11 protein-coding genes are annotated in these 11,484 nt (G+C 71.6%); 9 read left to right on the top strand and 2 right to left on the bottom strand.

The genetic code is table 11. The annotated features are described in order from the left end of the window. Positions 1 to 34 precede the first annotated feature (34 nt). Positions 35 to 688: an amino acid-binding protein gene (locus AB0B33_RS21580; RefSeq protein ID WP_247013516.1), complete on the bottom strand. Its 654-nt coding sequence runs from the start codon at positions 686 to 688 to the stop codon at positions 35 to 37. Between the two features lie 236 nt (positions 689 to 924). Between AB0B33_RS21580 and gatC the strand changes: the two genes are divergently transcribed. From gatC to AB0B33_RS21540, 8 genes are all read left to right on the top strand, one after another. After that, positions 925 to 1,224 (top strand): Asp-tRNA(Asn)/Glu-tRNA(Gln) amidotransferase subunit GatC, encoded by a 300-nt coding sequence (gene gatC / locus AB0B33_RS21575; protein WP_247013514.1) that lies wholly within the window; start codon positions 925 to 927, stop codon positions 1,222 to 1,224. Continuing rightward, complete coding sequence (gene gatA / locus AB0B33_RS21570) at positions 1,221 to 2,738, top strand: Asp-tRNA(Asn)/Glu-tRNA(Gln) amidotransferase subunit GatA (RefSeq protein ID WP_360774456.1); 1,518 nt, start codon at positions 1,221 to 1,223, stop codon at positions 2,736 to 2,738. The genes gatC and gatA overlap by 4 nt, the downstream gene beginning before the upstream one ends. Further along, positions 2,735 to 4,240 (top strand): Asp-tRNA(Asn)/Glu-tRNA(Gln) amidotransferase subunit GatB, encoded by a 1,506-nt coding sequence (gatB, locus tag AB0B33_RS21565; RefSeq protein WP_360774453.1) that lies wholly within the window; start codon positions 2,735 to 2,737, stop codon positions 4,238 to 4,240. Before gatA ends, gatB begins: the two co-directional genes overlap by 4 nt. An 8-nt stretch (positions 4,241 to 4,248) precedes the next feature. Continuing rightward, complete coding sequence (locus AB0B33_RS21560; protein ID WP_360774450.1) at positions 4,249 to 4,785, top strand: hypothetical protein; 537 nt, start codon at positions 4,249 to 4,251, stop codon at positions 4,783 to 4,785. Positions 4,786 to 5,126: 341 nt separating this feature from the next. Beyond that, the gene (locus tag AB0B33_RS21555; RefSeq protein ID WP_360774447.1) at positions 5,127 to 6,206 is read left to right on the top strand and encodes a Gfo/Idh/MocA family oxidoreductase; all 1,080 of its coding nucleotides are present in this window, start codon (positions 5,127 to 5,129) and stop codon (positions 6,204 to 6,206) included. Next, a complete protein-coding gene (locus AB0B33_RS21550; RefSeq protein WP_360774444.1) occupies positions 6,203 to 7,123 on the top strand; it encodes a PmoA family protein in 921 nt (306 codons plus the stop codon). The genes AB0B33_RS21555 and AB0B33_RS21550 overlap by 4 nt, the downstream gene beginning before the upstream one ends. Beyond that, positions 7,120 to 7,833 carry a cupin domain-containing protein gene (locus AB0B33_RS21545; protein ID WP_360774441.1) on the top strand — a complete coding sequence of 238 codons (714 nt, stop codon included), beginning with the start codon at positions 7,120 to 7,122 and terminating at the stop codon, positions 7,831 to 7,833. Before AB0B33_RS21550 ends, AB0B33_RS21545 begins: the two co-directional genes overlap by 4 nt. Then, positions 7,833 to 8,975, top strand: coding sequence for a Gfo/Idh/MocA family oxidoreductase (locus tag AB0B33_RS21540; RefSeq protein WP_360774438.1), 1,143 nt, complete (start codon positions 7,833 to 7,835; stop codon positions 8,973 to 8,975). The genes AB0B33_RS21545 and AB0B33_RS21540 overlap by 1 nt, the downstream gene beginning before the upstream one ends. A 294-nt stretch (positions 8,976 to 9,269) precedes the next feature. Here the strand turns inward: AB0B33_RS21540 and AB0B33_RS21535 are convergent, their stop codons facing one another. Beyond that, positions 9,270 to 10,478, bottom strand: a complete 1,209-nt coding sequence (locus AB0B33_RS21535) for a PQQ-dependent sugar dehydrogenase (protein ID WP_360774435.1) — start codon at positions 10,476 to 10,478, stop codon at positions 9,270 to 9,272. A 64-nt stretch (positions 10,479 to 10,542) separates the two neighbouring features. Here AB0B33_RS21535 and AB0B33_RS21530 point away from each other — a divergent pair, with 64 nt between their 5' ends. Then, complete coding sequence (locus tag AB0B33_RS21530) at positions 10,543 to 11,451, top strand: 2-hydroxyacid dehydrogenase (RefSeq protein WP_360774432.1); 909 nt, start codon at positions 10,543 to 10,545, stop codon at positions 11,449 to 11,451. Positions 11,452 to 11,484 lie beyond the last annotated feature (33 nt).

Here is an 11,484-nt window from a genome sequence, read left to right as displayed (position 1 = left end):
GTGGGCTCGTCCCCTGATCGATCCGCTCCGCGGGTCAGCCGTCGAGGACGACCGCGACGATGCCCGCGAGGTGGGCGAGCCGGGCGACTTCGGCAGCGCGGAAGGCGGGGCCGCCTGGGCGGGCGACCAGCAGTGCCTTGCCCGGCTTGCCGAGCGGCGTGGCGGCCAGCTCGGTGCCGAGCTCCTTCCACGTCTCCGGGATCCAGGCCTCTTCGCCGTCGAGGACCGTCGCGCGCTCCAGCGGGAGCCAGGGTAGGTCGGTGATCGGCGTCTCCGGGGCGGCGCTCGACGACGCCAGCCGGACCGCGCCGGTTTCGGCGTGCTCGACGATCATCGCCCAGCCCGCGCGCACGATGCGGGGCACGCCCTCGGCCAGGATGTCCAGCCCCGACTTCGGCTGGGCGGCGATCTCTTCGACCAGTTCGAGCTCACGATGGGTGTCCAGGACACCCGCGTAGGGCCGGACCGCGTCCACCTCGACGCCTTCGACACTTTCCGCCGCCGTGATCAGCGCGTCGGGCAACCGGCCCGATGGCAGCTCGACGACCAAGTCGTCCACGGCCACACCGGTGCCGCGCTCGACGACGTCCACGCTGAGGATGTCGGCGCCTACCGTGCCGAGCGCCGTGGCGACCGCGCCGAGGGTCCCGGGGCTGTCCGGAAGGAGGACCCGGATCAGGAACGACACCACGCGCCCCTCTCGCCTATGGCGTCCCAGCCTTGCCGTGGGACGCTCGATGCCGGTCGCCGATTGTGACAGACCCGCCCGGCTCGCGGGACCTGCTGTCCGGCGGGCGGGACGCGAGCGTCGCCGGACGGCACCCGGCCTGCGCCTGGCGTAACCCAGTCGAGTCCGCCCACGCCGTCACCATAGACTTGCAGCTTCCGAGACAACCCGCACAGCACAACCCGGGAGTCACCCGCGTGCCCAACATTTCCCGAGACGAGGTCGCGCACCTCGCGAAGCTGGCCAGGCTGGCCGTGACCGACGACGAGATCGACGTCTTCGCCGGCCAGCTCGACCAGATCCTGGACTCGGTGGCCAAGGTGAGCGAGGTCGCCGCCGCCGATGTGCCGCCGACGTCGCACGCCGTGCCGCTGACGAACGTCTTCCGGCAGGACGTCGTCCGTCCCGGGCTCACGCAGCAGCAGGCGCTGGCCGGTGCGCCGGCCGCCGAGGACGGGCGTTTCCGGGTTCCGCGGATTCTGGGGGAAGAGCAGTGACCGAGCTCATCAAGCTGACCGCCGCGGAGCTGGCGGACAAGATCCACACGCGCGAGGTGTCCGCGGTCGAGGTCACGCAGGCCCACCTGGACCGGATCGCCGAGGTCGACGACCACGTCCACGCGTTCCTGCACGTCGACACCGACGGTGCGCTCGCCGCGGCCAAGGCCGTCGACGAGGGCATCGCCGGGGGCAACGCGCCCGCGTCGGCGCTGGCCGGCGTGCCGCTCGCGCTGAAGGATGTCCTCACCACCGAGGGCATCCCGACGACCTGTGGTTCGAAAACGCTCGAAGGCTGGATCCCGCCGTACGACGCGACCGTGACGCGCAAGCTGCGCGAGGCCGGCGTCGTCATCCTCGGCAAGACCAACATGGACGAGTTCGCCATGGGGTCGTCGACGGAGAACTCGGCTTACGGCCCGACGCACAACCCGTGGGACCACGCCCGCATCCCGGGCGGGTCGGGCGGTGGCTCGTCGGCGTCGATCGCGGCCTTCGAAGCGGCCATCGCGATCGGCACCGACACCGGTGGCTCGATCCGGCAGCCGGGGTCCGTGACCGGCACGGTCGGGGTCAAGCCGACCTACGGCGGCGTGTCGCGCTACGGCCTGGTCGCTTTTTCGTCATCGCTCGACCAGGCCGGGCCCTGCGCGCGGACGGTGCTCGACGCCGCCCTGCTGCACGAGGTCATCGCCGGGCACGACCCGCTGGACGCGACCTCCATCGACGCGCCGGTGCCGCCGGTCGTCGCCGCGGCCCGGCAGGGCATGACCGGTGACCTCAAGGGCGTCAAGGTCGGCGTCGTGAAGGAGTTCGGTGGCGAGGGCTACCAGCCGGGTGTGGAGCGGTCGTTCCAGGCCGCGGTCGAACAGTTGCGGGCGCTGGGTGCCGAGGTCGTCGAGGTCTCTTGTCCGCATTTCGTCTACGCGCTGCCCGCTTACTACCTGATCGCGCCGAGCGAGTGCTCGTCGAACCTCGCGCGGTTCGACGCCATGCGCTACGGCCTGCGCGTCGCCGACGACGGCACGCACAGCGCCGAAGAGGTCATGTCGCTCACCCGTGAGAAGGGCTTCGGCGCCGAGGTCAAGCGGCGGATCATGCTGGGCACCTACGCGTTGTCGTCCGGCTACTACGACGCCTACTACGGCTCGGCGCAGAAGGTGCGCACGCTGATCACGCGTGACTTCGCGGCCGCCTTCGAAAAGGTCGATGTCCTCGTTTCGCCCACGACGCCGACCACGGCGTTCAAGATCGGCGAGCGCGTGGACGACCCGATGGCGATGTACCTCGCCGACCTGTGCACGATCCCGTCGAACCTCGCCGGCAACGCCGCGATGAGCGTGCCGAGCGGGCTGTCCGACGAGGACGGCCTGCCGGTCGGCCTGCAGATCATGGCCCCGGCGCTCGCCGACGACCGGCTCTACCGAGTCGGCGCAGCCTACGAGGCCGCTCGCGACGCCGCCGCCGGCGGGGCGCTCATCCACAAGGTCCCGGAGCTGGGAGGAACCAAGTGACTGCCGTGGCCGAGCTGATGGACTACGCCGACGTCATCGAACGCTTCAACCCCGTGCTCGGGCTCGAAGTGCACGTCGAGCTCAACACGAACACGAAGATGTTCTGCGGCTGCGCCAACGAGTTCGGCGGCGAGCCGAACACGAAGGTGTGCCCGACCTGCCTGGGCCTGCCCGGCGCGCTGCCGGTCGTCAACGGCAAGGCCGTCGAGGGCGCGATCCGGATCGGGCTCGCGCTGAACTGCGAGATCGCCGAGTGGTGCCGGTTCGCCCGGAAGAACTACTTCTACCCGGACATGCCGAAGAACTTTCAGACGTCGCAGTACGACGAGCCGATCGCCTTCAACGGCTACCTCGACGTCACGCTCGACGACGGCGAGGTCGTGCGCGTGGAGATCGAGCGTGCGCACATGGAGGAAGACACCGGCAAGTCGCTGCACGTCGGCGGGGCCACCGGCCGCATCCACGGTGCCGAGCACTCGCTGCTCGACTACAACCGGGCCGGCGTTCCGCTGATCGAAATCGTGACGAAACCGATCGAGGGCACCGGTGAGCGGGCTCCCGAGGTCGCGCGGGCGTACGTGAGCGCGTTGCGTGACCTGCTTCGCGCGCTCGACGTGTCGGACGTCCGCATGGACCAGGGCTCGCTGCGGTGCGACGCAAACGTTTCGCTCATGGCGAAGGACGCGACCGAATTCGGTACGCGCACCGAGACGAAGAACGTCAACTCGCTGCGGAGCGTCGAACGGGCCGTTCGCTACGAGATGACCCGGCAGGCGGCCATCCTCGCCGAGGGCGGTTCGATCAAGCAGGAGACGCGGCACTTCCAGGAGGCCGACGGCACGACGTCGGCGGGCCGGACGAAGGAGACCGCGGAGGACTACCGGTACTTCCCGGAGCCCGACCTGGTCCCGATCGCGCCGTCGCGCGAGTGGGTCGAGGAGCTGCGCGGCACGCTGCCGGAGATGCCCTCGGAGCGGCGGAAGCGGATCCAGCAGGAATGGTCACTTTCCGACGAAGCCCTGCGTGACCTGCTGAACGTCGGCGCGGTCGACCTCGTCGCGGCCACCGTCGAGGCCGGTGCGTCGCCGGACGAGGCGCGCGGCTGGTGGGTCAACACGCTGGCGCAGGAGGCGAACAGCCGCGAGGTCGAGCTGGCCGACCTGCCGATCACGCCGAAGCAGCTGGCGGAGGTCATCGGGCTGGTTTCGTCCGGTGAGCTGACGAACAAGCTCGCCAAGGAGGTCGTCCAGGGCGTGCTCGCCGGTGAAGGCGAGCCGCGTGAGGTCGTCGAGAAGCGCGGGCTGAAGGTCGTTTCGGACGACTCGGCCCTGCTCGCGGCGATCGACGAGGCCCTGGCGGCGCAGCCGGACGTCGCCGAGAAGATCCGCGGCGGCAAGGTCGCCGCGGCGGGCGCGATCGTCGGCGCGGTCATGAAGGCGACCAAGGGGCAGGCCGACGCGAAGCGGGTCCGGGAACTGATCATCGAGCGCGTCGGCTCCTGACCGTTTTCATGACATCGCCGTTTTCCGTCAAAAGCGTCACCTGGCGCGAGTGGCTCGGCCTGGCGGCCGGGCTGCTCGCGCTGGGGTCGACGTTTCTGCCGTGGACCACGCTGGACACGAACAAGCCGGACATCGAGGCCGTGCTGGCGCAGCTGCCGCACAGCGACGTCGTCCGGAACGCGTGGAACTCGAGCTTCTTCGCCTGGTGCCCGCCGCTGCCGTTGCTGCTGGCCGGGCTGGTCGTGGTCGTTTTCGGGCGAATCCGGAAAGTGCGGGTCGGTGGCCTGCCGCACCTGTGGCTGGTGGTCGCCGCGGCGTCGCTGCTGCTGATGGTGCTCGGCTGGTTCACGCTCGACTGGGAGTTCGACGCCGACCAGCGGGGCATCTTCGACGTCGCCGGGATCGCGATCGAACCCGGCTTCGGGCGGTTCCTCGGGCTGTTCGCGGCGCTTGTTTCGGTTGTTGTCGCTTTCTTGGACATCCGCGCGGTGCGCGCCGAGAGCTGGCAGCCGCGGAAGCGTGAACCCAAGAGCAAGTCTCGCTGACCGACGGCGCCGGAGTGAGTCGGCGTTCGGTGGAACCGCGGCCGTTCGAGGCGGCAGGGGCGGGGTGTCGAGGCTGACTGTCCCGGGGCTCCGCGATGGAAGCCCCGGTAAGTGGCCGGGTCTCGGCGTCGACGGCGTGAAGCCTTGGTGGCGTTGAAGTCGTGTTGCCAGCTGCTGTCGTCAGGGCTGTCGTCCGTTCCGGTTGACCACCCTGGGTGACAACGTTGACATCCTCGTCGGCCGTTGCGTGAGAAAGCGCTTTCTGGAACGGTCGGCAGGAGCGGCCCGGCTGGGCGGGGACGGCCCGCTGGGAGGCGTGTCACCGAGGAGGGAGACCTGGGTTGACTCACGGAAAGCGCTTACGGGTCGCCGTTGTCGGCGCTGGGGGGATCGCGGACAGCCATCGGAGCGCCTTCGAGGCGCACCGCGACGACGTCGAGATCGTGGCCGCCGCCGATGTCGATGAAGCCCGGGCCGTCGCGTTCTGTGCCGCGGCCGGCGACGCCAAGCCCTACGGCGATCTTGACACCCTGCTCGCCGAGCAGGAACCCGATCTCGTCTCGATCTGCACGCCGCCCGGGTTGCACGTCGAGCAGACTGTGAAAGCCCTTGCCGGCGGCGCCTGGGTCTGGTGTGAGAAGCCGCCGTGCCGGTCGCTCGCCGAGTACGACGAGATGGCCGCCGCCGAACGGGACGGCGGGCCGTACGTTTCGTTCGTTTACCAGCAACGGTCCGGATCGGGTGCCGCGCACTTCCGGAACCTGCTCGACGCGGGGGAGCTCGGACGGCCGCTCGTCGCGCACTGCCAGACCACCTGGTACCGCGACGGCGCCTACTACGCGGTGCCGTGGCGCGGGCGCTGGGACTCCGAGGGCGGCGGGCCCGCCATGGGCCACGGCATCCACCAGATGGACCTCCTGCTCCACCTGCTCGGCGACTGGGCCGAGGTGCGCGCGATGACCGCGCGGCTGGTGCACGACGTCGAGACCGAGGACGTCTCCACCGCGCTCGTCCGGTTCGAGTCGGGGGCGCTCGCGACCGTCGTCAACAGCGTCCTTTCACCGGACGAGGTGAGCCGGATCCGGGTCGACTGCGAAAACGCCACCGTCGAGCTCACCCACCTCTACGGCCACAGCGGCAAAGACTGGCGCTACACGCCGGCCCCGCACGTTGCCGAAAAAGCGACGAAGCGCTGGACGCCGTCCGAGGACGTGGCCAGCTCGCACGCCGCCGCGTTCGCGCCCGTGCTCGCCGCCTACCGGGCCGGGCGGCGGCCGCCGTGCAGCGGGGCTGACGGGCGGCGGGTGCTGGAGTTCGTCGCGGCTTTGTACAAGTCCGCGGCCACCGGGGCCGGGGTGCGGCGCGGGGAGATCGTCGCCGGTGATGCCTTCCACCGGTCCATGGCGGGAGCGGGGGCGTGAGCGCGGCGATCACCGTCACGCACCGGCACGGCGAGCGCGTGACCGTCGAGGCCGGCGGCGTCCAGCTGATGTCCTATGTGTACAAGCCCGACCCGGTGGCCTTCGAATCGCGCAAGCCCTACACCCACCCGCTGCGGACCCTCGGCGGCCGCGGCGTGAGCGGGTACCGGCCCGCCGACCACCGGTGGCACAAGGGCCTGCAGATGACGTCCAGCCACCTGTCCGGGCAGAACTTCTGGGGCGGCCACACCTACGTTCCCGGTGATCGGTACCAGGACCTGCCCGACCGCATCGGCTCCATGCGGCACGACGACTTCGCCGCCTTCTCCGTCGGCCGCGACCGGCTCGGGTTCACCGAACGGCTCACCTGGGTCGCCAACGGCGGTGACGAGTGGGCGCGGGAGCGGCGCGAGCTCGTCGTCCACTCGGTCGAGCCGGACGAAGGGGCCTGGGCGCTCGACTGGGGGATCGAGCTGACCAACGTCCGCGACACCCCGCTCGAGTTCGGCAGCCCGACGACCGCCGGCCGGGAGCTGGCCGGGTACACCGGGCTGCACTGGCGGGGCCCGCGCGACTTCAGCGGCGGGCGCGTCCTCGGGCCCGGTGAGCTCGGCGGCGACGACATGATGGGCGCGCAGGCGCCGTGGCTGGCGTTCGTCGGCGAGCACGACGACGTCGACGCGCATTCGACGCTGGTCTTCGCGCATTCGCCGGAAAACGACCAGGCGATCCACGAGTCGCACTGGTTCGTCCGCTCTCGGGAGACGCCGATGGTCGCGTTCTCGTGGGCGTTTTTCGACGAGTTCGTGCTGGAGCCGGGGGAGAGCTTCACCTACCGCTACCGGATCGTCGTCGCGGATGGGGCGTGGGATCGCGATCGGGTGACCCGCTACCTCGATCGGCACGGGTGGTCATGAACGCGTTCCCACTTCCAGGTGGAATCGGGGTCTCACACCTGCGCGCCTACGACTGGGCGGCGGAGGATGGGGCGTGCGGCGGGAGCCCGCACCTGCACCTCGCCTGCACCGAGGCGTACGTCGTCACGGGCGGGCGCGGGGCGGTCCAGACGTTGAGCGCCGGCGGCTACGACGAGACACCGCTGGAGCCCGGGGTGATCGCGTGGTTCGCGCCGGGAACCGTGCACCGGATGGTCCAGGAAGACGGGCTGTGCGTCACGGTGCTGATGCAGAACAGCGGGCTGCCCGAGGTGGGGGACGCGGTCTTCACCTTCCCACCCGACGTGCTCGCCGATCCGGCCGCTTACGCCTGCGCGGCAGCGTTGCCGAAAACCGACCAGGCCGCTCGGCAACGCCGTGACCTGGCGATTCGCGGCTACCTGCCGCTGCGGGCGGCCCTGCGGGACGGCGACGCGGAGCCGCTGCGGCAGTTCCACCGGGCGGCCGTCGCGCTCGTTTCGCCGAAAATCGGCGACTGGGTTCCGCGCTGGCGGGCCGGGGCGTTGCGGGCCGCCGAGCTGACCGGGGCGCACCTGCAGGCGCTCGCCCGCGGCGACGGGAGCCACCTCGAGCAGTCCGGGGTCCGGGTCGCGGTCCCTTCGAACCCGGACGGCTACGGCATGTGCGGACGTCGCGCGGAATACGACATCGACCAGGAAGGCCGGCAGTGATGAACCAGCCCAGTATCGGAGTGCTGCTCAACGGGGTGACCGGCCGGATGGGCTACCGGCAGCACCTGCTCCGGTCGGTCTTGTCGATTCGCGACCAGGGCGGCGTCGCGCTGCCGGACGGCAGCCGCGTGCAGCTCGAGCCGATCCTCGCCGGCCGCAACGCCGCGAAGCTGAAGGACATCGCCGGCCGGCACGGGCTGACCGCGTGGACCACCGATCCGGACTCCGCGCTGGCCGACGTCGGCATTTACTTCGACGCGCAGCTGACGTCGGCGCGGGAGCCGTCGGTGCGGGCGGCGATCGCCGCGGGCAAGCACGTCTACGCCGAAAAGCCCCTTGCCGAAAAACTGACATCGGCGCTGGAGCTGGCCGGGCTCGCGCGGGACGCCGGGATCTGCCACGGCGTCGTGCACGACAAGCTGTTCCTGCCCGGCCTGCGGAAGCTGCGGCGGCTGGTCGACGGCGGGTTCTTCGGGCGGATCCTGTCGGTGCGCGGCGAGTTCGGCTACTGGGTGTTCGAGGGCGACTGGCAGGAGGCGCAGCGCCCGAGCTGGAACTACCGCGCCGAGGACGGCGGCGGGATCGTGCTCGACATGTTCTGCCACTGGAACTACGTCCTCGAGAACCTCTTCGGCCGCGTCGAGGCCGTGACCGCGAAAGCGACAACGCACATCCCGCGCAGGTGGGACGAGCAGGGCGACGCCTACGCGGCGACGGCCGACGACGCCGCGTACGGGATCTTCGAGCTGGAGTCCGGGGTCGTCGCGCAGATCAACTCGTCGTGGTCGACGCGGGTGTTCCGGGACGAGCTCGTCGAGTTCCAGGTCGACGGCACCGAGGGCAGCGCTGTCGCCGGGCTGCGGCGGTGCCGGGTGCAGCACCGCTCCGCGACGCCGAAGCCGGTGTGGAACCCCGACCTGCCGGCGACCGAGGCGTTCCGCGACCAGTGGCAGGAGGTCCCGGACAACACCGAGTTCGACAACGGCTTCAAGGCGCAGTGGGAGGAGTTCGTCCGGGACGTGGTCGCCGGGCGGCAACACCGCTACGACTTCTTCTCCGCGGCTCGCGGGCTCCAGCTCGCCGAAGCCGGGTTGACGTCGTCGGCCGAAGGGCGGCGGGTGGAGCTGAAGCCGCTGAGCTGACGTCGTCGGCGGAGGGACGGCGGGGCGGCGGGGCGGAGCTAAGCCCTGGACCCGGCGAACCCGGGGCGCTTCGAGGACGCGGTGGAGGGAGGAGTTGCCGCCGGCGTGGTCGACCAGCACGCGGAGGCCTGCCTCGTGCAGGGCGCTGCTCAGCGCGCGGACGCGCCGTGCGGCAGCCAGGACGGTCACCGGACTCCGGCACGACGGACGCCGTGAAGCCCATACTGCTCTCGCCATTCGGCGACCACGTCCGGCGTGACCCGGTAAAGCGGGCTGTCGTGCAGGTGCAGCCGGTCAGTCTTTGCCGTTGCCGCCGCCGGAGGTCGCCGGGGTGATCAGGACGACGCGGTCGTCACTCGAGACCGGGGCGCCGCCGTCCTTGTTGACCGTGCCGGCCACCGCGAGCTGGGGGTTGATCATGCTCATCCCGGCGAGGCGCCCGTACGTCACCGGCGGTTTGCCGGTCTTGCCGTCGAGGCTGATCGTCGGCTTGCCGCTGACCGCGCCCTCCGGGGTCACCGGGAGGTTCTGCAGGTTGCCGGCCAGGGACGTGCCGACCGAGATCGAGCCGTTGGCGTCGACGAAGTCGGCGCAGCCCGCGACGCCCGGCTTGTCCGGCCACGTCCACGCCGGCGCCGTCAGCGGCTGCCCGGCCTGCAGCCGGTAGAGGGCGTCCTTGTCGGCGAGCCGGTCGGTGACCCAGACGCGGCCGCCGTCGGCCGAGGCGCACAGGCCGCCCGGGTCGTGCAGGCCGGCCGCCACGGTCAGGGCGCCGTTCGGGTTGCCCGCCGCGGCCTTGCCCGACGTGTCGATGCGCAGCACCTTCCCGGCGAGGGAGTTCGGGTCGGCGGCGGCGTTCGGGTTGCCCGCGTCGCCCGTCGCGACCAGCAGCGCGCCGCGGTTGTCGGTCGCGATCGCGCCGCGGTTGCCGGACGCGCCCTTCGGGATGCCGGTGAGCACCGGCTTCGCGGCCTGGCCCTTCGCGAAGCGCACGACGCGGTTGTCCGTCGCCGTGGTCACGTAAGCGAACACCAGCTGGTCTTCGACGTACGACGGCGAGAGCGCGAGCCCGGTCAGGCCGCCGTCGCCGGCCGCCTGGACGTCGAGCTTCGCGAAGTCCGTCGCGTCCTTGCCCGCGGTCGCGAGCTGCACGCGGCCGCTCTTGCGTTCGCCCGCGAGCGCGCTCGGCGTCGAGCCGTCGCCCGGCAGGCCGGCGACCGCCGCGACGGTGTCCAGGCAGGTCGAGATGACCGACGGGTCGAAGTCCTTGCAGCCCTGGGGCGGCGGCACCGGCGTGGCGGACTGGCCGGGGCGCGCCTGCTTGCCGTCGCCGCCGGAGTCCGCGCCGGGGCCCTGGACCTGGGGCGGCGATTCGGGGCTCGGGACGGGCGCGGGGCTGAACGACTGACCGGCCGCGGTGTCGTCGAACCGCGCGCAGCCGGCGGGCAGCAAGACGCCGCAGGCCAGGATCGCCAGCAGGGCCGACCGGTACCGAGTGCGCATGATCCCCCAGCCTAGGGGCCGCCGCGTGAACCATGGGTGAGTACTCCTGGATTACGTTGGGATCATGACGCTGACCGTGCTGGTGCCCGACGACGAGGGCATGTCCGTGCTCGCCGAGGTCCCGCGGGTCCTGCCCGTGCGCTACCAGTGGGGCGAGCCCGTGCCGCCGGAGGCCGCGAAGGCCGAAGTGCTCATCCCGGGCAAGCACCCGCCGGGTGAGGAGCTGTGGCGCACGCTGCCGAACCTCAAGCTGATCCAGCTGCTGTCCGCCGGCGCCGAGGACTGGGTCGGGAAGGTGCCCGACGGCGTCCTGCTCTCCACCTGCCGCGGCGCGCACGGCGGGAGCACCGCCGAGTGGGTCGTCGCGGTGCTGCTGTCGATGTACCGGAAGCTGGACGTCTTCGCGACGGCGCAGCGCGAAGGCCGCTGGGAGCGGCAGACGGCCGACACGCTGCAGGGCAAGCGCGTGCTCGTCATCGGCGCCGGCGACCTCGGACGGCACCTGCGGCGCCGGCTCGAGCCGTTCGACGCGCGGTGCACGATGGTCGGGATGACCGCGCGGGAGGGTGTGCACGGGGTGCACGAGCTGCCCGCGTTGCTCCCCCTGCACGACGCCGTGGTGCTGATGGTGCCGCTTACCTCGCGCACCCGCGGGATGGTCGACGCGGGGTTCCTGGCCGAGATGCGGGACGGGGCCGTGCTGGTCAACGTCTCGCGGGGCGCCGTCGTGGACACCGGTGCCCTGGTCGCCGAATTGACCACGGGACGGCTGCGCGCCGCGCTCGACGTCACCGATCCCGAGCCGCCGCCGTCCGGGCACCCGCTGTGGACGGTGCCGGGGCTGCTGCTCACGCCGCACATCGGCGGGTCGGTGCGCGGGGTGCGGGGGCGGTCGTACGCGGTCGCGGCGGCGGAAATCGCCCGGTACGCCGGTGGCGAGCTGCCGGACAACCTCGTGCACGGCGAGTACTGAGCGCGGCGGCTCGCCAGGCCCGGGTGGATCCCC

It is taken from the genome of Amycolatopsis sp. NPDC049159 (genome assembly GCF_040648295.1).
GTDB lineage: Bacteria > Actinomycetota > Actinomycetes > Mycobacteriales > Pseudonocardiaceae > Amycolatopsis > Amycolatopsis pretoriensis_A.
Note: the sequence above shows the minus strand (reverse complement) of the source record. Positions and strands in the feature narration are given on the sequence as shown.

Bases quoted from the DNA above. Each gene is read 5' to 3' on its own strand.
- AB0B33_RS21535 (WP_360774435.1), bottom strand. From the start codon at position 10,478: ATGCGCACTCGGTACCGGTCGGCCCTGCTGGCGATCCTGGCCTGCGGC.
- AB0B33_RS21545 (WP_360774441.1), top strand. From the start codon at position 7,120: ATGAACGCGTTCCCACTTCCAGGTGGAATCGGGGTCTCACACCTGCGC.
- AB0B33_RS21540 (WP_360774438.1), top strand. From the start codon at position 7,833: ATGAACCAGCCCAGTATCGGAGTGCTGCTCAACGGGGTGACCGGCCGG.
- AB0B33_RS21530 (WP_360774432.1), top strand. From the start codon at position 10,543: ATGACGCTGACCGTGCTGGTGCCCGACGACGAGGGCATGTCCGTGCTC.
- AB0B33_RS21560 (WP_360774450.1), top strand. From the start codon at position 4,249: ATGACATCGCCGTTTTCCGTCAAAAGCGTCACCTGGCGCGAGTGGCTC.